The organism is Pseudomonas sp. AN3A02 (assembly GCF_011765255.1).
In the GTDB taxonomy this organism is placed as follows: Bacteria; Pseudomonadota; Gammaproteobacteria; order Pseudomonadales; family Pseudomonadaceae; genus Aquipseudomonas.
On sequence record NZ_JAARNI010000002.1, the window covers coordinates 64,651 to 86,560 of the forward strand.

General features: G+C 58.9%; 27 protein-coding genes. 3 read left to right on the forward strand and 24 right to left on the reverse strand.

The genetic code is table 11. The features are described from left to right. Nucleotides 1-33 precede the first annotated feature (33 nt). A complete protein-coding gene (gene fpr, locus HBJ59_RS10115; protein ID WP_003189055.1) occupies nucleotides 34-813 on the reverse strand; it encodes a ferredoxin-NADP reductase in 780 nt (259 codons plus the stop codon). Between the two features lie 124 nt (nucleotides 814-937). Here fpr and HBJ59_RS10120 point away from each other — a divergent pair, with 124 nt between their 5' ends. Then, the gene (locus tag HBJ59_RS10120) at nucleotides 938-1,864 is read left to right on the forward strand and encodes a LysR family transcriptional regulator (RefSeq protein ID WP_003208633.1); all 927 of its coding nucleotides are present in this window, start codon (nucleotides 938-940) and stop codon (nucleotides 1,862-1,864) included. On the opposite strand, the gene HBJ59_RS10125 is transcribed toward HBJ59_RS10120, so the two are convergent. The 3 genes from HBJ59_RS10125 to HBJ59_RS10135 form a co-directional block, all read right to left on the reverse strand. After that, a complete protein-coding gene (locus HBJ59_RS10125; protein ID WP_003208635.1) occupies nucleotides 1,861-2,223 on the reverse strand; it encodes a diacylglycerol kinase in 363 nt (120 codons plus the stop codon). The genes HBJ59_RS10120 and HBJ59_RS10125 overlap by 4 nt on opposite strands. 75 nt (nucleotides 2,224-2,298) lie before the next feature. Beyond that, nucleotides 2,299-2,949, reverse strand: a complete 651-nt coding sequence (erdR, locus tag HBJ59_RS10130; protein ID WP_003208636.1) for a response regulator transcription factor ErdR — start codon at nucleotides 2,947-2,949, stop codon at nucleotides 2,299-2,301. Between the two features lie 253 nt (nucleotides 2,950-3,202). Further along, a complete protein-coding gene (locus HBJ59_RS10135) occupies nucleotides 3,203-3,913 on the reverse strand; it encodes a tRNA-uridine aminocarboxypropyltransferase (protein ID WP_076015383.1) in 711 nt (236 codons plus the stop codon). A gap of 209 nt (nucleotides 3,914-4,122) precedes the next feature. On the opposite strand from HBJ59_RS10135, the gene HBJ59_RS10140 reads away from it, so the two are divergent. Beyond that, nucleotides 4,123-4,563 (forward strand): PA3611 family quorum-sensing-regulated virulence factor, encoded by a 441-nt coding sequence (locus HBJ59_RS10140; RefSeq protein WP_076015384.1) that lies wholly within the window; start codon nucleotides 4,123-4,125, stop codon nucleotides 4,561-4,563. A 375-nt stretch (nucleotides 4,564-4,938) separates the two neighbouring features. Continuing rightward, nucleotides 4,939-6,048: a TIGR00730 family Rossman fold protein gene (locus HBJ59_RS10145; RefSeq protein WP_167663477.1), complete on the forward strand. Its 1,110-nt coding sequence runs from the start codon at nucleotides 4,939-4,941 to the stop codon at nucleotides 6,046-6,048. 168 nt (nucleotides 6,049-6,216) lie between these two features. Here the strand turns inward: HBJ59_RS10145 and recX are convergent, their stop codons facing one another. The 20 genes from recX to HBJ59_RS10245 form a co-directional block, all read right to left on the reverse strand. Further along, a complete protein-coding gene (recX, locus tag HBJ59_RS10150; protein ID WP_076015386.1) occupies nucleotides 6,217-6,684 on the reverse strand; it encodes a recombination regulator RecX in 468 nt (155 codons plus the stop codon). 8 nt (nucleotides 6,685-6,692) lie between these two features. Next, nucleotides 6,693-7,745 (reverse strand): recombinase RecA, encoded by a 1,053-nt coding sequence (recA, locus tag HBJ59_RS10155; RefSeq protein WP_076015387.1) that lies wholly within the window; start codon nucleotides 7,743-7,745, stop codon nucleotides 6,693-6,695. A gap of 83 nt (nucleotides 7,746-7,828) precedes the next feature. Continuing rightward, entirely contained in the window at nucleotides 7,829-8,329 is a 501-nt protein-coding gene (locus HBJ59_RS10160; protein WP_167663478.1) for a CinA family protein, read from the reverse strand. Nucleotides 8,330-8,400: 71 nt separating this feature from the next. Next, a complete protein-coding gene (locus tag HBJ59_RS10165; protein ID WP_167663479.1) occupies nucleotides 8,401-8,880 on the reverse strand; it encodes a lysis system i-spanin subunit Rz in 480 nt (159 codons plus the stop codon). Then, nucleotides 8,868-9,419, reverse strand: a complete 552-nt coding sequence (locus tag HBJ59_RS10170; RefSeq protein WP_167663480.1) for a glycoside hydrolase family 19 protein — start codon at nucleotides 9,417-9,419, stop codon at nucleotides 8,868-8,870. Before HBJ59_RS10170 ends, HBJ59_RS10165 begins: the two co-directional genes overlap by 13 nt. Continuing rightward, the gene (locus HBJ59_RS10175) at nucleotides 9,416-9,607 is read right to left on the reverse strand and encodes a hypothetical protein (RefSeq protein ID WP_167663481.1); all 192 of its coding nucleotides are present in this window, start codon (nucleotides 9,605-9,607) and stop codon (nucleotides 9,416-9,418) included. The genes HBJ59_RS10170 and HBJ59_RS10175 overlap by 4 nt, the downstream gene beginning before the upstream one ends. After that, nucleotides 9,600-9,953, reverse strand: coding sequence for a hypothetical protein (locus HBJ59_RS10180; RefSeq protein ID WP_167663482.1), 354 nt, complete (start codon nucleotides 9,951-9,953; stop codon nucleotides 9,600-9,602). Before HBJ59_RS10180 ends, HBJ59_RS10175 begins: the two co-directional genes overlap by 8 nt. Beyond that, a complete protein-coding gene (locus HBJ59_RS10185) occupies nucleotides 9,950-11,044 on the reverse strand; it encodes a pyocin knob domain-containing protein (RefSeq protein WP_167663483.1) in 1,095 nt (364 codons plus the stop codon). The genes HBJ59_RS10180 and HBJ59_RS10185 overlap by 4 nt, the downstream gene beginning before the upstream one ends. A 47-nt stretch (nucleotides 11,045-11,091) precedes the next feature. Continuing rightward, a complete protein-coding gene (locus HBJ59_RS10190) occupies nucleotides 11,092-11,436 on the reverse strand; it encodes a hypothetical protein (protein WP_167663484.1) in 345 nt (114 codons plus the stop codon). Continuing rightward, the gene (locus HBJ59_RS10195) at nucleotides 11,433-12,497 is read right to left on the reverse strand and encodes a hypothetical protein (protein WP_167663485.1); all 1,065 of its coding nucleotides are present in this window, start codon (nucleotides 12,495-12,497) and stop codon (nucleotides 11,433-11,435) included. Before HBJ59_RS10195 ends, HBJ59_RS10190 begins: the two co-directional genes overlap by 4 nt. 68 nt (nucleotides 12,498-12,565) lie before the next feature. Next, nucleotides 12,566-12,778: a hypothetical protein gene (locus tag HBJ59_RS10200; RefSeq protein ID WP_167663486.1), complete on the reverse strand. Its 213-nt coding sequence runs from the start codon at nucleotides 12,776-12,778 to the stop codon at nucleotides 12,566-12,568. Next, on the reverse strand, nucleotides 12,771-13,127 hold the full coding sequence (locus tag HBJ59_RS10205; protein ID WP_167663487.1) for a hypothetical protein: 357 nt from the start codon (nucleotides 13,125-13,127) through the stop codon (nucleotides 12,771-12,773). Before HBJ59_RS10205 ends, HBJ59_RS10200 begins: the two co-directional genes overlap by 8 nt. Beyond that, the gene (locus tag HBJ59_RS10210; RefSeq protein ID WP_167663488.1) at nucleotides 13,124-14,119 is read right to left on the reverse strand and encodes a pyocin knob domain-containing protein; all 996 of its coding nucleotides are present in this window, start codon (nucleotides 14,117-14,119) and stop codon (nucleotides 13,124-13,126) included. The genes HBJ59_RS10205 and HBJ59_RS10210 overlap by 4 nt, the downstream gene beginning before the upstream one ends. 125 nt (nucleotides 14,120-14,244) lie before the next feature. Then, on the reverse strand, nucleotides 14,245-14,973 hold the full coding sequence (locus HBJ59_RS10215; RefSeq protein WP_167663489.1) for a hypothetical protein: 729 nt from the start codon (nucleotides 14,971-14,973) through the stop codon (nucleotides 14,245-14,247). Continuing rightward, the gene (locus tag HBJ59_RS10220; RefSeq protein WP_167663490.1) at nucleotides 14,974-15,363 is read right to left on the reverse strand and encodes a hypothetical protein; all 390 of its coding nucleotides are present in this window, start codon (nucleotides 15,361-15,363) and stop codon (nucleotides 14,974-14,976) included. It abuts the gene before it with no gap. Then, a complete protein-coding gene (locus HBJ59_RS10225; RefSeq protein WP_167663491.1) occupies nucleotides 15,363-19,079 on the reverse strand; it encodes a phage tail protein in 3,717 nt (1,238 codons plus the stop codon). Before HBJ59_RS10225 ends, HBJ59_RS10220 begins: the two co-directional genes overlap by 1 nt. A gap of 59 nt (nucleotides 19,080-19,138) precedes the next feature. After that, nucleotides 19,139-19,747, reverse strand: a complete 609-nt coding sequence (locus tag HBJ59_RS10230; RefSeq protein ID WP_124416568.1) for a tail assembly protein — start codon at nucleotides 19,745-19,747, stop codon at nucleotides 19,139-19,141. 31 nt (nucleotides 19,748-19,778) lie between these two features. Next, nucleotides 19,779-20,405: a tail assembly protein gene (locus HBJ59_RS10235; RefSeq protein ID WP_124416567.1), complete on the reverse strand. Its 627-nt coding sequence runs from the start codon at nucleotides 20,403-20,405 to the stop codon at nucleotides 19,779-19,781. A gap of 33 nt (nucleotides 20,406-20,438) precedes the next feature. Then, nucleotides 20,439-21,212 carry a C40 family peptidase gene (locus HBJ59_RS10240; protein ID WP_167663492.1) on the reverse strand — a complete coding sequence of 258 codons (774 nt, stop codon included), beginning with the start codon at nucleotides 21,210-21,212 and terminating at the stop codon, nucleotides 20,439-20,441. Between the two features lie 2 nt (nucleotides 21,213-21,214). Then, nucleotides 21,215-21,898: a phage minor tail protein L gene (locus HBJ59_RS10245; protein WP_124416565.1), complete on the reverse strand. Its 684-nt coding sequence runs from the start codon at nucleotides 21,896-21,898 to the stop codon at nucleotides 21,215-21,217. Nucleotides 21,899-21,910 lie beyond the last annotated feature (12 nt).

Below are 21,910 nucleotides of genomic sequence, written 5' to 3' on the forward strand. Positions count from 1 at the left end.
GCGAGCAAGCTCGCTCCTACAAGTGACCCACGGTCACTTCTCGACGAACGCACGCTCGATCAAGTAGTCACCCGGCTCACGCATACGCGGGGAGACCTTCAGACCGAAGCTGTTCAGCACTTCGCTGGTTTCATCCAGCATGCTCGGGCTGCCGCACAACATGGCGCGGTCGTCTTCAGGATTGATCGGCGGCAGGCCGATGTCACTGAACAGCTTGCCGCTGCGCATCAGGTCGGTCAGGCGGCCTTCGTTTTCGAACGGCTCGCGGGTCACGGTCGGGTAGTAGATCAACTTGTCACGCAGGGCCTCGCCGAAGAACTCGTTCTGCGGCAGGTGCTCGGTGATGAATTCACGGTAGGCGACTTCGTTGACGTAACGCACGCCGTGGCACAGGATCACTTTTTCGAAACGCTCGTAGGTTTCCGGGTCCTGGATCACGCTCATGAATGGCGCCAGCCCAGTACCGGTGCTGAGCAGGTACAGGTGCTTGCCCGGCTTCAAATCGTCAAGCACCAGGGTGCCCGTCGGTTTTTTGCTGATGATGATCTCGTCGCCTTCCTTCAAGTGCTGCAATTGGGAAGTCAGCGGGCCATCGGGCACCTTGATGCTGAAGAACTCCAGATGCTCTTCCCAGTTCGGGCTGGCAATGGAGTAAGCGCGCATGAGCGGGCGGCCATTAGGCTGTTGCAGGCCGATCATCACGAACTGACCGTTCTCGAAGCGCAGGCCCGGATCGCGGGTGCACTTGAAGCTGAACAGAGTGTCGTTCCAGTGATGAACACTGAGGACACGCTCGTGGTTCATGTTGCTCATGTACGGGGAACTCCTGGAAATGGGTCTGCGCCAAATGATGGATGCGCAATTGCACAGCATTCTAATGGCGGCGACAATATCTGTTAACTGGATTATTAAGATAAGGGTTATCGGTTATATCGATATGCGATTTACTCTACGTCAACTGCAAGTCTTCGTCGCCGTCGCCCAGCAGGAAAGCGTCTCGCGCGCTGCTGGCCTTCTGGCCTTATCTCAATCCGCCGCCAGCACCTCGATTACCGAGCTGGAGCGTCAATCCAGCTGCCAATTATTCGACCGCGCCGGTAAACGCCTGAGCCTCAACGCCCTCGGGCATCAGCTATTGCCCCAGGCAGTGGCGCTGCTGGACCAGGCCAAGGAGATCGAGGACCTGCTCAACGGCAAGTCGGGCTTCGGCTCCCTGGCGGTCGGCGCGACCCTGACCATCGGCAATTACCTGGCCACGCTGCTGATCGGCAGCTTCATGCAGCAGCATCCCGAGAGCCAGGTGAAGCTGCATGTGCAGAACACTGCGCATATCGTGCATCAGGTGGCGCACTACGAAATTGATCTGGGTCTAATCGAAGGTGACTGCAGCCACCCGGACATCGAGGTGCAAACCTGGGTGGAAGACGAGTTGGTGGTGTTCTGTGCGCCCCAGCATCATCTGGCCAAGCGCGGCCAGGCAACCATGGAAGAGTTGACCCATGAGGCGTGGATCCTGCGGGAACAAGGCTCCGGTACGCGCCTGACCTTTGACCAGGCCATGCGGCATCACCGCAGCGCGCTGAATATCCGCCTGGAGCTGGAACACACCGAGGCGATCAAACGGGCGGTGGAATCAGGATTGGGGATTGGCTGCATCTCCCGGCTGGCGCTGCGCGACGCCTTCCGGCGCGGCAGCCTGGTACCGGTGGAAACCCCGGACCTGGACCTGGCCCGGCAGTTCTACTTCATCTGGCACAAGCAGAAGTACCAGACCTCGGCCATGCGCGAATTTCTCGAGCTGTGCCGTTCCTTTACCGCCGGCGTGCAGCGCAGCGACGAGATTGTACTGCCGACCATTGCCTAGATCAGGATCACGGCCCACACCAGGGTAATCATGGTCAGCGCGACGAACTGCGCGGCGCTGCCCATGTCCTTGGCGTTTTTCGACAAGGGGTGCAGGTCCAGGGAAATCCGGTCGATCGCCGCTTCAACTGCGGAGTTGAGCAACTCGACGATCAACGCCAGCAAGCACACCGCAATCAGCAGCGCCCGCTCTACCCGGCTGACATTCAGGAAGAAACTCAGCGGGATCAGGATGACATTGAGCAACACCAACTGACGAAAAGCCGCCTCGCCAGTGAATGCCGCACGCAGGCCATCCAGGGAATATCCCCCCGCGTTGAAGATACGTTTGATACCGGTTTGACCTTTGAAAGGCGACATAGAGTAGGCAACTGAGCAAAAAGGTGTGGGGAAACTAGAGCACGCAAAGTCAAAAAAACGTGAATGAACAGTGTCTTAATGCTGCGAAATTGACTCAAGTTGTTGCAAGAGCAGCGCCGCCTGGGTCCGCGTACGCACGCCCAGCTTGCGGAAAATCGCCGTAACGTGGGCCTTGATGGTCGCTTCCGACACGCTCAACTCGTAAGCAATCTGCTTGTTCAGCAGGCCTTCGCAGACCATGGTCAGCACGCGAAACTGCTGGGGCGTCAGGCTGGCCAGGCCATCACGGGCGGCCTTGGCTTCGTCGGAGACATTGATCTCTTCAAAGGCCTGCGGCGGCCAGGAGACATCGCCATCCAACACCGTGCGCACGGCTTTCTGGATGTCTTCCATGGAACTGGACTTGGGAATGAAACCGCTGGCACCGAACTCCTTGGAGCGCACCACCACCGAAGCCTCTTCCTGGGCCGAGACCATCACCACCGGAATCTGCGGGTATTGCCCGCGCAACAGCACCAACCCGGAAAAACCATAGGCACCGGGCATGTTCAGGTCCAGCAGAACCAGGTCCCAGTCGGATTTTTCGGTGAGGCGGGTTTCCAGCTCGGCAATGCTGGCGACTTCGACGAGGCGTACATCCGGCCCCAGGCCCAGCGTGACCGCCTGGTGCAGCGCGCTGCGAAACAGCGGGTGATCATCGGCAATCAGGATTTCGTATGTGGCCATTTATTAAATGATCCTGTTTTTATGGGGACACTGATGGGTTCAGTGCTCGCCAACACGCAAGGTGGCTGCCAGGCCAGCAGTCACCAAAGGGCGCGCTCAACGTCAAAAGACGACGTATCCAATCGGTGACAGCGCCCCAATCGGCGCCAAGCATGCCCAGCGTAGCCTGGGTGGTCAAGCGCTACGCCCGTGGCCATTCTAGCGGGCTGCGCATTTGCGCGGCCATCATGCAAAGGTCGGCTGGCCATGACACCTATAGATAAGGTGCAAGGCGAGTATGGACGACATCGGCCGGGTCCAGCGCCAGCTGAAATTTGGCGGCCAGGTAGTGGGTGCTGAATACATCCAGATAAGCATCCAGCACTTCGCTGGCCGCCTGGTCTTCAGCCAGTTCCAGGCACAGCGCGGCGACTTCAGCGGTACAGAAGTGGTCATCACGCTTGGAGCGGCGCAGCTTGTAGCGCGACAGTTGCTCGGGCGCCAGGCTCAGCACCGGCAAGTGCTCCAGGTACGGGCTCTTGCGAAACATCTTGCGCGCCTCGCTCCAGGTACCGTCCAGCAGAATGAACAGCGGGCGCTTGCCCTCTTCCAGCTTGACCTGATTGACCACCCGCTCCGGGGCCACGAATTCGCCGGGGAAGACGATATAAGGCTGCCATTGCGGGTCAGCCAGCAAGGTCAGCAATTCGGGCTCTACCTCAGTCCGCGACCAGGGGAACGCCGTCGTGTCGTTGATCACATCGGCAATCAGCCAGCCGGTGTTGCTGGGTTTCATCGGCTCTACGTCATGCATCAGCAGGCACATGCCGGATTTGGCCTGGACCTTGGGCCGCCACGCGCACAGGCAATACTCGGGAATTACCCGGCAGCCGGGGCAGCGCTCGGCACGCGAGCCTCGCGCCACGAACGGCTTGAGGGCGCGCGCCAGGCGCTGGGTGCGCAAACGGGAGACGGCATGGCTCATCGGGTGCGCCGCTGCAGGAAAGTGGAAATCGACACGGATAGAACTCAGGAAGGTAAAAGTTACCGGAGTTTACCAGAGGCACCCTCGCCTACCTGCACTTCCCGGCAATAGGCTGGCCGTAATGGCAGGCGGTCACCTATAATCCCGCGCCACTGAACGCACAGCGCAGTGGCTGGTCTATGCACCAGTAACCGAATCAGGAGAGTTTTATGCTGCGTCTTATGCTGCGCACTGTTGTTCCGTCCGTCGCCCTGGCGTTGGCCTTGCCTTTGGGTGCCCAAGCGGCCTCGTTGCTGGAGGCCCAAATGAACAGGAAGCTGCAAAGCGTCGCAGAGGAAACCAACAAAGACCTGCCACGGGAAATCGACGAAAAGACCTTGGAAGTGGCTTACACCGTTGAAGGCTTGCAGCTGATTGACCATCTCAGCGTACTGCCCGACCGCGCCGAGCAAATGCGCGCTAACCCCAAGGCTGTGTACTTCCAGCTGGGTCAAAGCGTGTGCCTGAACAAGGGTTATCGCGAGCTGATGGCCAAGGGTGCGATCATGCGCTACGACATTACCGAGAATAAAACCAACCGCCCGGTGGCGTCGGTCAAGTTCCAGGAAGCAGACTGCCCCGCACCGGCTGCTGCGAAGAAGAAAAAATAAGTAATGCCCCCTGTCGCGCGCCGCTGATCAGCGGCGCGCAATATGCCCCACCGAACTATCCGTAAGTGCCCGTTCGCGGCAACGTCTAAACTCCCTCAGAAGTGATCAATAAGCGGTTGCCAGCCAAGACTTTATAGGCTCATGATCAATTCATCCTGAAAGCCTGGAACATCGGGTTTTCACACCGTCCTGTAACATTTTCAGGGCAAAAGAGGGTTGCCCTCCTGCGCGTGCAGTGCAAAGGTTTTTAAACATAAGGAACATACAGAACCGGTTTCGCCCACCTCGTTAATCAGAGGCAACGACACATGCAGTGTCGTGGTCCCGACGAATTTCTCGCCGGCACCCAGGGTTCTGTGAAGAAGGAGAAGTTGAATGCCTTACGAACCGAATGAACTCCTGATCCGTCAATTTGAAGAAAACGGCACCGACCTCACGCAGCAGGTCGAAGCGCAACTCCACCTGATTGCGCCCAACAGCCCGAATATCCCCCTTTATCGCGACATGATCTTCACCGTGTTGCGCATGGCCCAGGACGACCGCAGCCGCTGGAATGCCAAGATCACCTTGCAGGCCATCCGCGAACTCGACCACGCTTTCCGTGTGCTTGAACAATTCAAGGGCCGACGCAAAGTCACCGTGTTCGGCTCGGCGCGCACACCGGTGGAAAGCCCGCTGTATGCATTGGCCCGGGAAGTTGGCGCAGTTCTGGCGCGCTCGGACCTGATGGTGATTACTGGCGGCGGGGGCGGCATCATGGCGGCGGCTCACGAAGGGGCTGGCCTGGAGCACAGCCTGGGGTTCAACATTACCCTGCCCTTTGAACAGCACGCCAACCCGACCATCGATGGCACCGAGAACCTGCTGTCCTTCCACTTCTTCTTCACCCGCAAGCTGTTCTTCGTCAAGGAAGCCGACGCCTTGATCCTGTGCCCGGGCGGTTTCGGTACCCTGGATGAAGCGCTGGAAGTGCTGACCCTGATCCAGACCGGCAAAAGCCCGCTGGTGCCAGTGGTACTGCTGGATGCACCGGGCGGCAGCTTCTGGCAAGGCGCCCTGGACTTTATCCGCGGCCAGCTTGAAGCCAATCGCTATATCCTGCCTACCGACCTCAAGCTGGTCCGCCTGGTATACAACGCTGAAGAGGCAGTGGAAGAGATCAATCAGTTCTATGCGAACTTCCACTCCACTCGCTGGCTGAAGCGCCAGTTTGTGATTCGCATGCATCATCCGTTGAGTGACCGGGCGCTGGCCCACCTGCAGGAGGCATTTGCCAGTCTTCGCCTCAGTGGCGACTTCCAACAAATCGCCTACACCGGCGAGGAGCATGACGAGCCAAGCTTCAGCCATTTGACGCGGCTGGTATTCAACTTCAATGGGCGTGATCAGGGGCGGTTGCGGGAGCTGGTGGATTACATCAACTTGCCGGAAAACTGGGCAGAGGCTCAGGGGAAAACGCTGCAGCGGGTGACAGAGACGGCGTGACCTGACATTGAAACGAAAAAAGGGCCGCTATTTTCATAGCGGGCCTTTTGGGTTGTGTCAGGTAGAACGATGCGCAGGTTGGGGCCGCTGCGCAGCCCAGCGGGAGCAAGCTCCCTCGCCACACCAAGCCCCGCGATAATAAGAGCAACCATTTACCAGGCGCAGCCTTCAGTCATCCATATCCCGACCGCTCAACAAGCGGCTGATCATCTCCATCGAGAATCCGCGATAGCTCAAAAAGCGACCTTGCTTCGCCCGCTCCCGCGCATCAATAGGCAGATGACCGGCAAACTTGCGACGCCAAGTATCTTCCAATTGCGCCTGCCAACTGATGCCGGACTCACGCAAAGCGAGTTCGATGTCAGCACGTTGCAGGCCACGCTGGCTTAGCTCTTCACGAATTCGCGCAGGGCCGTAGCCGGATCGAGCTCGGTAGGAGACAAAACTTTCGAGGTAACGGGATTCCGACAACAGCCCTTCTTCCGTCAGGCGGTCAAGGGCTGCGTCGATCATCTCAGGATCTGCGCCGCGCTGACGCAGTTTACGCGTCAGCTCGACTCGACCATGCTCGCGTCGTGCGAGCAGGTCCATTGCAGTGCGCCTTACGGCGACGGGTGTATCCAGTACAACGCTCATCGTTTGGCTCAGATGTCAGCGTCGGCCATGTCGTCAGCCGTTTCCCGGGTGGACGTCGACTTGACGTCGGCAGTCGGGGTCAGCAGCTTGTCGCGGATCTGCTTTTCAAGCGCCGTGGCAATCTCAGGGTTGTCCTGCAGGAACTTGGCGGAGTTGGCCTTGCCCTGACCGATCTTGCTGCCGTTGTAGGCATACCAGGCACCGGACTTCTCGACGAAGCCGTGCAGCACGCCCAGGTCGATCATCTCGCCGTTCAGGTAAATACCCTTGCCGTAGAGAATCTGGAACTCAGCCTGACGGAACGGCGGAGCCACCTTGTTCTTCACGACTTTAACGCGGGTTTCGCTACCAACAACCTCGTCACCTTCCTTCACCGCGCCGGTACGACGGATGTCCAGACGGACCGAAGCGTAGAACTTCAGCGCGTTACCACCGGTGGTGGTTTCCGGGCTGCCGAACATCACACCGATCTTCATACGGATCTGGTTGATGAAGATCACCAGGCAGTTGGCGTTCTTGATGTTACCGGTGATTTTACGCAGGGCCTGAGACATCAGACGGGCTTGCAGGCCTACGTGCATGTCGCCCATTTCGCCTTCGATTTCAGCTTTGGGTACCAAGGCTGCCACGGAGTCGATGACGATCACGTCGATGGCATTGGAGCGCACCAGCATGTCGGTGATTTCCAGCGCTTGCTCACCGGTGTCCGGTTGCGAAACCAGCAGGTCGTCAACGTTGACGCCCAGCTTGCCGGCGTATTCTGGATCCAGGGCGTGCTCGGCATCGACGAACGCGCAGGTGGCGCCCATTTTTTGTGCCTGGGCAATCACCGACAGGGTCAGGGTGGTTTTACCGGAAGATTCAGGACCGTAGATTTCAACGATACGGCCTTTTGGCAGGCCGCCAATGCCGAGCGCGATATCCAGACCCAGAGAGCCAGTGGAGATAGCCGGGATCGCCTGACGGTCGTGATCGCCCATACGCATTACGGCACCCTTGCCGAATTGACGTTCGATCTGACCCAAGGCCGCAGCCAAGGCTTTCTTCTTGTTGTCGTCCATTAAAGTCCTCACGTAATCAATAAGGCCTGGCGGCCAACACCTGTATAAGTAGACAGTATTGTTCCACAAAGATCCGTGATCGCCTACCCCTGATTTTCTATTTCTGCTGCAGCTCGTCGCAACAAGCCCTCTAGCGCGGCCTTTACCGTTTGTCGGCGGACCTCGTCGCGGTTGCCGGGGAAGTGTTCGAGCTCGGCGGTGATCTCATCGCCCACCCCCCAGGCCAGCCATACGGTGCCCACCGGCTTGTCCGGAGAACCGCCATCGGGCCCGGCGACGCCGCTGACCGCTACGGCAAATCGGGACAGGCTTTTCTCCTGGGCGCCCCGCACCATCGCCTCCACCACTTCGCGACTGACGGCACCCACCTTGGGGAACAATTCTTCCGGCACATGCAGTTGCCGAGTCTTCTGGCGATTGGAATACGTGACGTAGCCTGCCTCAAACCAGGCCGAACTCCCGGGAATCCGCGTGATGGCCTCGGCGATACCGCCGCCGGTGCACGACTCGGCAGTGGTGACGTGGGCATTGAGCACCTGCAAGCGTCTGCCAAGTTCAGCGGCGAGTTGAGTAATTTCCTTCACGGTCGTCTCCTGAGGTGGGCGGGCGTTTGCCTACCCTACAGGAGCCCATGGGCCATGCAAGTTACAAGAGACTAACGCGTGACGGCCTGGACATACGCCTGGCAAGCACGCAAGGCGATCAACGCGTTATCGCCGTCGTCGGTGATGCCGATAATTCGTTGAGCATGCGCCGGGTCAAGTCGGGCTCGCGGGGCTGCAGGAACCAGGCTGCCGGAGGTGGCGGTGGCTGGCATTGGGCAGCCGTTGGTTGGGTCGCTGGTGTCGAGAAGGACTGACAACCGCACATCAGCAGTGGCCAGGCGATCCCGCAGAGCAGCTTGGTTATGTTGGGCATCGCTCAACTCCTGTAAATGTCGCTGGTCGCTGGCGCTGAGCTGCTGCTCCAGCGCTAGCCGTTTTTTCTGCTCAGCCTGGTGTTGAAGCAAAACCGCCTGTACCTGTACATCCGCCTGGCGCTCGAGCTGCGAGCTATATCGCCACGCCTGCACTTGCCACGTCACGACCATCAGCAGGCAAATGCCGATCAGCCGTAATGCGCCTAAGAAACGCATAACACCGCCTTCGCCCGCGCCCACACTTGCAAACGGTCCTCCAGTCCGTTCAGGCCACCATTGATGCGACGGGTAATGGTGGTGAACTGGTCTTTGTCGGCCAGCTCATTCAAGCCGTTGCTCTGCCAAAACCACGCAGCGGACTCACATGCCCACGGTGGCTGTTCCAGCAGCTGCGGCTGTCCCAGCAGGCGATCGTCGCCGAACAATGCCTGGCTGCACGCCAGGTAGTTACGCCGCCCGGTGATCTGGATCAGCCCCCTGCCCCGGTACTTCTGGCCGTCACCATCGGCCTCGGGCGTATTGCCCAGGCGTGCGGCCAGGGTGCCGGTGTCGTATTTGCTGAGGTATTGATCACTGCCCAACTCGCGAACATAACGCAATTGGGCGGATTCGTGGCCGACCTGCGCGAGGAAGGCGGCAGCACGTTTGGGCGTATCGATTTTCCGATTCAGCATGGCCCCATTGAGCGCGCAGATGAAAACGCCCGCTAGAGAGCGGGCGTTCGGAAGGATTTGCTGGAGCTGCTCGAGCGTCATGGGATGACCTTGCTGCGAGCCGCCGCCCGCGCCGCCAGTATCGCTTCGGGCACCGGCGTGTGTTCCTCGATGGACCGCAAGCTGTACCAGTCGGTAGATGCCAGATAAGCGAGCGCCTCGCGGGAATCCGCTTGCGCCTGGAGTTCTTGCGGCGTTGGCGTTTTTTCGAGCTTCGACAAGTCAAACATCCTGCTTGCCCTCCTGAGGCTGGGCTGCATGGGGTGAGGCCTCTGCGGGCTCAACGGGAAAAGGCACAGGCCCGGCCGATACCTGAAGCCTTCCGCCCAGCCACATATAGTCCGGAGCGCCCGCGTTGACCGCGAGTCTCAAGGTCAACTCAATTTCACCGTTGCGACGGCTGACAGGCCCTGCGAACAACTCATGCCCGATCGCGGACATGGGCAAGGTCATGCCCTCGGGGATCTGCGAAAGATCGATCCTTTGCTCATTCAGGATCAGCGTTTCGCCTTCGACGAAGGCCGTCGTCGGCGTCGCAGCGCCCAACGGCCGAAAAGGTACGTGGTGAATAATCATGCGTGCCACCTCCCGATTGCAGTCACGGTCACGATGTTGTTCAGCGTCTGGTCGGAGGTAAAGAAATAGGAGCCGACATTGCCGTAGCACCGGGCCGTCATATCCCAGTTAACCGACGGGTAGACGTTGTGAAACACCGCCACCGGCGTATCGGCGAAAGCCGCCAACCAGGCGACGTTGCGCGTGGTGCCGGCGGTGTAGCCGGTGAACCGTTGCTGGCAGATTTGCAGCCCGCCGGCAAAACGGAAATACCAATTATCGAGCGCACCACCACGCTCTATGAGACCGGAGTTGATCGGCAAAGCGCCCGATGGGCCGGCATTGAGCACGCCGGAAATCGCATTGCCGTTGTGCAGAACGCTGCGCCAGTTCGGCGCTGCGGCCCCCGGATTAACGCTGAACTGGCGAAAGTGCATACCGTCCCCGGATACCGCCATGGATAGCTGCGCGCGCCATTGCGGATCATGCCCCCAGGCCTGGGACAACACGCTGATAGCGCCAAAGCCCGGTACGCCGTCGGGGTGGCCGTAATAACTGTAGAGCCCCGTATTGGCCTTGTTCGGTGACGCGGTCTGCGCTGACGACAACCCCATCACCTCCCCATCCGCAGGCCCTGGCCCGTAGCCAATCGCGAACAATGACGCGTTGATATCGCTGCGCCACGGAGACCACGAACCATTGGCTCGCCGACCACGTGTGAAGATCGACTCATCGGTCATGGCTTTCGCGGTTTGCCAGACAAACCCACCCGAGTTAGCGATCTGCAGGATCTGCACGTACGGGTTGGGCAAGTTGAGCCCACCGTTGCCAAATTGAAACAGACCGCTGACCAGTGGCAACTCGTTGGCGTCCTCGGTAGGCGCCTTGTGAATCGGCTGGCTGCCCCATCCCGCGTGGCCCACCATTGAAACCCGACCTGGTGTGAAATCATCGGTGCCCGTCACCACATTCTGAGTAGCTGCGGTGCCCAACTGTGCCTGCCGGGCAAACAGCTCTTGAGTCATTGCGTTGATTTTGATGCTTGCACTGCGCGGGGTGTCGCCGCCCACGCCGGTGGGTGCCGTACCAATGTTGATTTCCTGTCGTGCCATTTGGACTCTCCATAGTCAGGGCATTAATGGGTGCTTGCCGAAGTCGGTCAGACCTGCGGTGTAACCGTTCTTTCAAGCTTGCGCGGTTCAGCAGAGGGAAACCTGACGTCGCCCCGCGTGAGTGTCAGAACGATAGGCTCAGGGGGAATGCGCAAAGCGTCCGGGCTGTCCCATGTCACGGGAAACTTGAGCGTCAAGCTGATTTCACCTCCCACCCGTTCAATGGGATCAGAGGCCGAAAGCCAAGGGCTGTCTACAGCCGAAACGGGTAGGCGATACCCCTCCGGAATGGCGGAAAAATCAATTTCCTCGTCGTTGAGCCACAGCGAGTCACCGAACACACTGGCAACCAGTGTTTCATTGGTCAGAAAGGGAAATAGTTTAATGTTCATGGCTTCCAGTACCCAGTTACACACACGCGGATTGCGCCGAATCGTTGAGCAACCGGCCCATTACGGATGGCGTAGGTGATAACCGAAGGCGTTGAGGCGTACTTCGCAATCACGCCGTAATGATCCCAAGTCGACGAGGGTTGGCATTGGACGTCGACACTGACCCTGCCGTAATCGTCAAAGGCGACGGGCAATTGGATATTGGTATGCAGAATCCCAGAAGCCGGAAGCTCAACGTCCGGATTGACAGAATTGGTGAGCACGGTGAAACCGTTCTGGAACCTGGCAACCCGCCAGGTGCCGATGTAGTTGCTGTCCATCAGGCCCGGGCCACCCACTACCTGGGTAAGCGCGATGGCCCTGGTGTAGATCAACGACCACTCAGACCAACCACCACCGTTAAAAAAACGGGTGTAGTTTGAGCCGCCGAGGAACAGGTTCTGCATGGCGGTGTTGGCATCCCATGAATGCGCTTCAAGCAGTCCGCCATGCAGCCCCCCCCATCCTGCAGGACGCGTCCCGGTTGTTTCGCCGGTAAGCTGGAAGGTCGAGAATCCACCGTCAGTGGGGTTGCCAATCTGGTCGATATTGCCGGCGAAAAAGTTTCTGCCGGCGAGGCCGAATGTTCCCTGCCTCAATACCCTGCCCCACGGGCTCCATCCGGCGTCATGCCAACTTCGAGTGAACATCACACCGTGATTGCTGGCATGGTGATAGGCCTGCACGGCGATCTGCGTCTTGCGCCCTGCGATACCCCGCGTCTCGATGTTCCACCACACAGGCCCGTCACTGCCGGGATACAGAACCGGCCAGTTGAGAGTGGCCGCCTGCGAGTCACTGCCGTTGTAGGCGTAGCAGGTTCCCGTCGGCTGGTCGTTGGCGTTGACTGCCCCCACGCTTCGCGAGTCACCCACCACGCCCATGGCCTGTAGTTCAGACTTGGCGATTTTGGTGTCGTACAACTCCTGGGTCATCGCATTGAGTTTGATATTGGCACTGCGGGGTGTATCACCACCTGTGCCTGTGGGCGCCGCGCCCAAGTTGATTTCCTGTCGAGCCATAGGACTCTCCATCGTCGAGGCAATAAAAAACCCGCTGATAAGCGGGTGCAAAATATGCTGGCCCGTCTTCAGGGCTTTGTTTTTTCGCCCAGCCGATAAATCGTGGCACGCGCGGCATTGCGAGCGGCCTGGATATCAGCCGGAACCGGTGTGCCTTCCTCCAGTTGAGCAAGCGCGTACCAATCACTTTCCCGCAGGTAGCTACGGGCCTGGTCGAGGGCCAGATCATTCTCCTGATCCTGCGCGCTTTTAATTTTTTCCAGCTTACTGATATCAATCATGGGTTAGGCTCTCGGCCGGAGCGACCGGCAGTGCTTTGGGTAAAGAGGATGTCGGCAGTTGAACCGGACCATTGGTTGTTACGTCGATAACCAGCGGTTTGGCGGGGTTGCGCAGGTACTCCGGGGAGTCCCACCTGACCGGTAATTTCAGCGTCAAGAAGAGTGTCCCATTCACGCGCTCGATGGTTTCGACGAAGTGATCACACCCTGTCGCCGACGCCGGCAGGCGATAGCCTTCGGGAATAAGGGAAAGATCGACAACTTGACCACAGAGGGTCATCACGTCCTCTTCGACGCAAACCGTCAATGGCTCATCTGTCAGAAAAGGGAACAGCTTTATTTTCATCATTTCCAGTACCCCCACACAGTGACCGCCGGTTGGAACGCCTGGCTGCCGGGTCCATTCCTGATAATGATGTCGACAGCGGCGGTGCCATTGACGTAGCAATTCAACGCACCGTAGTGGTCGTAGGTATTTTGCGGTTGTGCGTTAACAAACACCCGGCCGGTTCCCGCCAAGATCGCAACCGGCATTGAAACCGTGACCAACGTCGCCTGGCTCGGTGGTAGCACCGCCGTTACCGGGCCCACGCCTTGAATACAGATTTGGCCATTCGCGTATTTACTGACGGTCCAGCCACTCACTACCGTTTTATTCATCAGGCCAGTGCCGGTGGACGGATCATTCAGCGTATTTGCCGCTGTATACACTCGCGCCCAGTCTGTCCACGTGCCGTTTGCATTGACCCTTCTGAACAGCGTATTCGTAGTGTCCGGATTGACCCACTCCTGGGTGGCGTACTGGGTTGACAAGTATTTATGCGACAAAAAACCATAACTGTTCGGCCCGTTCGGGCCGGGGATGTTATTGCCGTAATACTCGCCGGTGGCTTGCACATTGTCCGCACTGGTGGTCAGCAGTTTGACGGCGCCACCGTAGCCAAAATCGCCCGCCTTCAGCACCTGAGTCCATGCCATTCCCGCGGCCGCGCCCTGCCGGAACTGCCGTTCCCATGTCATGTTGTCCACGAGGCTGTAGGCGATCTGCCTGACATACCCACCTGCTCCCGAGAGCATCTGAATGATGTAGACGTAAGGGAATGGCAGCGACACACCGCCGTCGCCGAACATGAACAGCCCATTCACGACCGGCAATCCATCGGCGCTTTCGGTGGGTTTCATCGGGATAGGCAGGCTTGCTCCCCACCCGCTGGCCTTTGCCAATGCATCACCTCTGTACAGCTCGTCGGTCATCGCGTTGATTTTGATCATGGCACTGCGCGGGGTATCACCGCCTACCCCTGTTGGGCGCGTTCCTACATCGATTTCTTGTCGTGCCATTTGGACTCTCCATAGTCTGGGCAATAAAAAACCCGCTCATAAGCGGGTATAAAGTGGCGGTGCCGAACTTCAGAATTTAAGCATTGCGCCAAACCATTGCTCCTGAGAGCGAATGACATCGGACATCAGTTGTAATAACGCTCAATAGGAAACGTACAGATCGGGATTGAGAAAAATGTCACACCTAGATTATCCACGTTAATGGAATCTCCCAGCGTAGACCGTTGAACCGAAATTGCTATCTTGCGAACATTACCCGACAACAACTGCAGCGACGCATACTGCGCATGATTGATAAACCAACTCACGCCACGGTCCATGCTGGATACGCTAACAAATTCATCCGGGGTCATGACCAGCCCGCTGTCCCAATTATTAAAAAATGTGGACGGCTGCGAGTAAGTCCAGCCTTTGGTAAACCGACCGTACCGAACGACCCGATCACTTGAGGAAAAAGACACCTTAGCGTTGACTTCATATATTTCCAGACCATAAGCACTTTTGCTTTTCTGGTCGGAATACTTGCACGATACAAACTCCATCAGGTGGTTCTGAAGAGATTTCCCTCCCATCGCCCCGGACGTCACCTTAAACCCCGTCCAATTCCCCGGCCCTCCCAATAAGGTAGTGTAAAGGCTCAAACTTGGGTGGCTGGGTGCCACAATTCTTAAAAAGACCTGAGGCGGTTCCTGAGTGAGAATAGGACGGGAAAAGCCGAACGCGCCGTAGCCAGGTGCGTCCGTGTATCTGGATTGGATTCTAAACTCGCCTCTTTCCGAGAACACCAACACCTTGCTATCACTGCTGATAACAACAGCACCCTCTCCATTTATTGCAGAAAGCCCGAAAGACATTTATGCGACCCTCACGACTTCTACCACGCACTCGACGGTTTTGGCATACCAGTAATACTTGAAGCGATGCCCGTCATACACGCCGTAGTTCAACCACGTCCGCAGGCCTATCTTGGTCCCCCCCAAATCAACATAAGTAGGAAGAACAGGCCAGTTATCCGAGATCGTTTGATCGTAGCCTGCATATTTTCTGGGGGTGATAATCACAAAACAGTTGGCAGGATCATAGCCCGGCACATCCATCGTAGTATCGTAGTTATATTTGAACCCACCCCCACCCGTAGTGATGGCCGGAATAACCTGAGACGCTAGACGCTTAATGGTGAAATCTTCCATCCCCAGCGTCTTGACGCCGTGCTCATCAAATACATTCAACCCGTACTCAGCCATTACGATAACCTCCCGACCATCGTTCGCTTCACGCCCCCGGCATCAAACACAGCCAACCCATCGTTGTTAAGTAATGCTGAGCCGCCAGCCCCCGCACTACGTAGCGTGAAAGTGCCGGATTTGACATCGATTTCCAGAAGCGGCTTGCCGTTAGCGTCCTTGGCCTGAGACGTCAGTGTCATACCCAACACAATATTTTGGATAAACGCGGTATTAATCACTGCTTCGTTGATAAACACCTGCCCGCCTTGCACGACAAACGGCACAGCCAATGTTCCCCCAACCTCGTCGACAATCGAGAACCGCTGGGCATAGGCAATTATTTCAGAGGTGTCGCCATCAGCCCCCAAGGCAAGGCCTGCCATGACCTTCTTGCCGCCATTCGTTGTCTCGACCTTGAGGGTCTTCATCGCCGAAACCTTGCCGCTGGTGTCAGCCAATACCCGGCTTGTTTCCTGTATGTCCGCCGTATTTTTGCCGGAAGCCGCCCGGACACTTTCTATCTTTTCAGCTTGCGCCTTGTCGGTGTCAGTAAGCAGGGAGATTTGGGAGTTGAAGGTGGTCGCATTGTTGGCAACCTTGGCGTCCAACGTCGTGACTCTCGACGCCAACGCTTGCGTCGCCGATGCTGAGGCGCTAGCTACATCAATAATGCTCGCCGCGTTCTGCCCGACCTTGGCCTCTATTTGATCTGAGCGTTGTGATTGAGCGAAGTCCCGTTCAGCAATCGCCGACATCAGCGACCAAACGCCTACCGACGATGTATCGTCACCGGCGCTACCCGACTCATCCCCTGCCGAATCCGACTTTGCCAACGCATAAACGCCATCAAGCTTTTCGGCAGTGGCTCTCACTTTGCCATCTACTTCCGCTACCGCCGTGGTGTTCTTGCTGATCTCCAACGCCATGGCAGCGTTGGTTTCGGCAATTGTCCCCATGTCGAACCAGAAGCCGGGGTTCGGTGGCGGTGTATTGATAGCAACTGCGTTGACCGCTTGGAACAGATGCTGGCCTTGGCGCACCATGTCACCTTTGGCATAAGCCTTGGCGGGATCGTACTCCAGAGTATCGGAGACCTCAGCGATCAGGTCCTGTAGTTCTTTCTTGGCCTGCGCCAGACGATCATTGACCGAACCGGGCGCGGTGCCGCCGATCAGATCAATCTCCTGGCGCAAGCTTTCGTATAGCGCGCCCTTGCCAATGGTATTGGCGAAGTACTTTTCATAATCCGTTTGATCGGAACTGGCATGGCCATTCACGGCACCTGTTACTGGGTAGAAAGGCCCGATATTGCCAGTACGGTCCACCAACCTTGCCCAGAAAAACAGTGATGTCCCAGCAGCCAGGCCCATCAACGTCAACTCGCTTTGCGGATACGCGTAATCCCCCAACTTGGTCGCCAGCGCCAGCTCGGCCGTCTTGCCATACCAGATCTCGGTACGCTGCAAATCCGCGGTGCTCACACCCTGCGGAATCTGCCATTTGACCTTGATTGCGAACACCAACGACTCGGTCGTCAGCGCCCCCACCGTCGGAGGCAAGGTGGTTTTACCGTTGAGCACGGTTTCGATGGATTCGCTGTACAGCGAACCAATATCCAGCGCATTGATCGCGCGCACCTTGGCCACGTAGCGCCCGGCGTAGATCCCGGAAACCTCCATGGACGTGCCGCCGGTGCGTCCCGCGTACACCCACTCGCCATCGTTTTTGCGCCAGTAAGCTTCGAAGGCAATTGCATTCGCCGGGCGCTGCCATTCGATGGTCATGACATTGACCGCGCTGCCCTGCTCGACAAAATGGTCATTGCTGACCGTCACGCCGGTCGGCGCGGCTTGCACACTCGGCGGGATCACGGTGATCGGCGGGCTGTCGATTTTTGCGCCGTTGTCGATCGCGGCGAATTTGCTCGGCACGTGCTTCACCGCGCTGAGGCTGTATTTGATTTCGTTATCGGCGAAGTCTTCGGAAATCGACAGCACGCGGAACTGTTGCAAGGCCAAGGTGGCCGAGTCGATGGCCCAGATCGACTGCGCCGGTGGCACTTCGTCGAGTTTGCTCTGCAGCGCAACCTGCTGCTCGTCGGCGTTCCCCGCGCTGACGGATTTCACCACGCGCGACACCGCTTTGCCGTTAGGCATCACCAGGGTGATGGTGTCGCCGGCAGCGGCTTTGACTTCGGCATCCAGGGTCAGGGTGTCGAGGGTCGCGGCACGCAGGCGCCCACCAATGCGGCGACCGGCGCGGTCGTTGTCGGCCACGCGGATAATCTGACCGGGACGCGCCAACGTGCCGTCGAGGCCGACCGAGAAGGTCACGCTTTCGGTTTCCAGGCGGTTGGTCAGCAACGCCCATTTGCCGATGCGCTGGGCTTGCGCCTGGGAGGTGCAACCGGTGGCGCTGATCTCGGTTTGCTGGATGCCGTAGCGGGCGATGCCTTCGGCGTCGTCGACGTATTGCACCTTCTGGCGGTAGAAATCGGTCGGGTCATTCCAACTGACCAGGGCGACGGTGTAGCGGGTCTTTTTCGCCGAGCCGCCGTAGATAAACTGGCCGCCGATCACGTTGGCGTTGGAGTAGGTGTAGACCGGGTCTTCCGGCATGTCCGCCACGGCCATCACCGAACCTGCGCCCCAGTAGGACATGCCACGGAAAGTGGTCGCCAGGTCTTGCAGCACTTTCAATGCATCGGCACGCACCGACAGGTACAGGTTGCAGGTGAAGCGTGGTTCGGTGCCGCCCTTGCCATCCGACACCGGCTGGTCGCAGTACTGGCCGATGCGGTACAGCTCCCACTTGTCCACTTGGCCGGCGTTGAGCAAGTGGCCGAGGCCATAGCGCTGGTGCAGCAGCAGGTCGTAGTAGATCCAGGCCGGGTTGTCGGTCCAGGCGGACTTGAAGGTGCCATCCCACACACCGCTGTACACGCGGGTTTGCGGGTCGTAGTTGCTCGGCACCTTGATGATGCGGCCGCGCAGTTCGAAGGAGCGCGACGGGATTGATTGAAATTGCGCCGCATCGAATTGCAGGCCGATCAACGCCGAACCTGGGTAGCGCAGTTTGGCGTCAATCACTTCGGTAGAGGATTCTACGGTGGTGGTATCGGCAATCGCACCACTGGTGGAGTTCGGCGTGATCCGGCGCACGCGCAGGGTCCAGCCGCTTTTTGCCGGCGGCAGGTCCACACGGTGCGAGCGCTCGTATTTGGTGGTGGTTTTGCCGCTGAACGCGGCCGCCAGCACTTGCACGAAGGCGCCGCCGTCGGTGGACAGATCGATCGCGTATTGCACGGTGTAGCCGTTGGTGTCGCCGTTGCTGGTGTTGGTCTGCGACAGTCGCGTGACCGCCAGACGTACCCGCACCGCAGACAGTTGCAGGTTGGAGTAAGACTTGGTCCACGGCTGATCGCTGCGCAGCTCGACGGACACGGGGCTTTCGTTTTCAACCGCGGGGAAGCCCGGGATGTGCGTCTGGTCCTGGCTGCCGTTGCGCGTGTCGAGTGTCACGCCGCTGAAGTTGAGGCTGCCATCGGCGTTGGCCAGGGGCGTCTCGTCGAGGAATACCGAGCGCTTATCGTTTTTCAAACCGACAATCTCGCCTTCGCTGACGAGATCGAGGATACGGGCATAGGCCGTACTTTGCAGGCTGTCTGGCGCCTCCACGGAGGGACGGGGCTTGGAGCCACCGCCTTTGCTGCCAGCGAGAGTGAGGTCAGTCATGGCTTTCCTTCAGGCGAAATAAAGCCCGCGCAGGGCGGGCTGAGTGAAGAGGAGGACGGTTAGAGTTGATCTTGAGCGTAGATGCCGGCGCTGATCACGGAACTGCCGACGATCAACTGGCCGTAGAGCAGGCCCACCGGGTTGCCCTGGGCGCTGGTATTGACCGGCCCGTTGAAGCTGTAGCTGGCGCGGTTATTGGGGCTGTCCTGCGCGCCAAGCCCCTTGGGCGGCGGCGACAGCATCTGCATGACGCCCCCCATCACCATCGAGGCGCCTGCCATCATCATCATGCTGGCGGCGGGGCCGGTGAGGTAACCAAACGGGTTGAAATACGCCACGGCGATCAGCACCGCGCCAATAATCGTCTGCAGCCCACCGGCACGCTTGGAGCCGGTCAATACCGGCGCAATCCGGATCACATCTTTGCCGAGAGGCTTTTGGATATCGTCTTCGGCTATGTTGCGTTTGCCGTTGAAGACGGCGAAGCGCAGACCTTTATCCGCGCTTTGCAGCATGTAGCGTTCAAACCCGGGAAACTGTTTGAAATAGCCCATCACATCCCTGAAACCACCCGAGGTGGTCACGCGATGCTCTCGACCGAAAAGTCTGGCGAGCGAGCCTGATAGCAGGACCGTTCGCATTGTGTGGTGTTCAACTGCCAATCCCATGAGTGCTCTCCTGGTCCTTTCAAAACGATGGTTAGAGCTGGTCCTGCGCGTAGATCCCGGCGCTGACCACGGCACTGCCCACCGTCAGCTCGCCATACAGCAAGCCCACCGGGCTGCCTTGGATGCTGGTATTCACTGGCCCGTTGAAACTGTAGCTGGACCGGTTTTCCGGGCGGTCCATGGTGCCCAGCCCCTTGGGCATGGGTGATATCAGTTGCATGACACCGCCCATGGCCATGGACATCCCCATGCTCGCGGCAAAGGACCACCCGGCTGTGGACGTGCCGCCGATCAGGCTTGAACCACCGGCAGCCAGGCCACCGGAGAAGTACGACGCGGCCACGATCAGCGCCACACCAATAATGGTTTGCATCGACCCTGCGCGCTTGCTGCCCATCAGCACCGGGGCAATACGGATATCCGACGCACCGGCGGGCGCCTTGAGGCGATCGTGGCCAATATTCTCCTGGCCCAGGAAAATCGAATAGCTCACCCCACGGTCCTTGGACTCCATCAGGAAACGCTCAAACCCGGGCACCAGAATGCACAACGCGTGTATCGCTTCCGAGGCATTCCTGACCGCCAACCGATGCACGCGCCCGAAGCTGGCGCCCAGGCTGCCGTAGAGGCGCACCGTCCTGACTTTTTCGTGATGCATGGCATCCTCCAGGCGAATGAACCGCCTATGTGATTAGTGTTTGACCCGCAGGCGATGTCGCCAAAAACTCACCGTCACCTCGCCCCAATAGCCGCCATAGGTGTCGCGCTTGCTGTCGCGACCATAGAGGTGGTGCAGGATCGAGCCGGGGGCCGGGTAATGTTCGGGTTCACTTTGCAGCACGCCATCGGCCAGGTAGATCGCGGCATGGTTGGGCACCGGCGAGCGAATCTGCATCAGCACGATGTCGCCCTGTTGCAGTTGGCTGACCTGCACAAAGCCGGCGGCCGGCAGGTTGTCCAGGTAGAGATTGCCGCCCTTGTCCCACCAACCGTCTTCGCGCTGATAATCACCCAGCTCGATACCCAACTCTCTGCGGTAGTAGTCCAGCACGATGCTCAAGCAGTCATGCACGCCATGGGCAAAGGCGCGACCGATCAAGGGCGCCTGGTAGCAGGTCGGTGTGCAGCTGGCCCATTCACCTGTGCGGACAATTCCGTCGTCGCCACGGCGCACGTCGACAATATGCCAAGGCAACCCGGAGGCTTCACACGCCACGCGATCCGCTTCGCTCGGCGTTGCCGGGCAATCGGGATGGCTGTGCACCACCGCGAGGATTTCGCCGCGCTCTTCGGCGGCTGCATAGTCTTCGGGCTCCAGGCGAAAGTGCTCGCTGGGCGTACTCGCGGTGTTGCGACACGGCACGTACACGCGCTTGCGCCCTTCGCGAATCAGCAGGCCGCAGCATTCGTGCGGGTAGTCGGCCACGGCGTGGCGGGCAATCGCCGCCAGGTTGGTCTTGTTCATGCTCAGCTCCGCAACAGGCCCGCGGCCGGGAAGGAGCCGTAGGGCAGTGGGTTGTTCTCGCCGAAACGCAGCTTGCAACTGGTCAGCCGCCCGCCGCATTTGTCCTTGGCCGCGTCCGTGACAATCACGTCGTTGGCATCCGCCACCGGGCCACCGTTGTAGCCGCAATAAGGGCCGCGATAACCGCCGCAGCTGAGCCACCAGCACACGTTGGCGACGATCTGCCGGCGCGGCAGTTGCACGCCGTTAAAGTCCAGTGCGCTGGCCAGTTCGAACTTCACCGTCTCGCTGCTTTCGGCGACCTTGCGTTCGATGTACCAGATGTCCGGCGGCAGTTCCTCTTCCGGGTCCGCCTCGGGTTGGCCATCGAGGTACTTGCCCAGGGTGCGGTGGCGGATCAGCCGCGCGCCTACCAAATCTTCGAAATACAGCACCAGCGCCGTGATGAAACCGCCGACGTTGCCTACAGCCAGGGTCGGTGTGGGCTGCGTGCCCTGCCCCGACATTTCAAACCCTTCGGCCTGGATCGGCCAGGGTGAATATTCCTGGCCCTGCCAGACGATCGACGACGCCTGTGCATAACCGTGAAAACGGTACATCTCGGCGCCCAGGGCGGTGGCGTCGAGTTCAAAAAGCTCTACCCAGGCCCCGGGTTCCAGGGTCTGGATATCTGCGGTAATGGACATGTGATTCTCCGC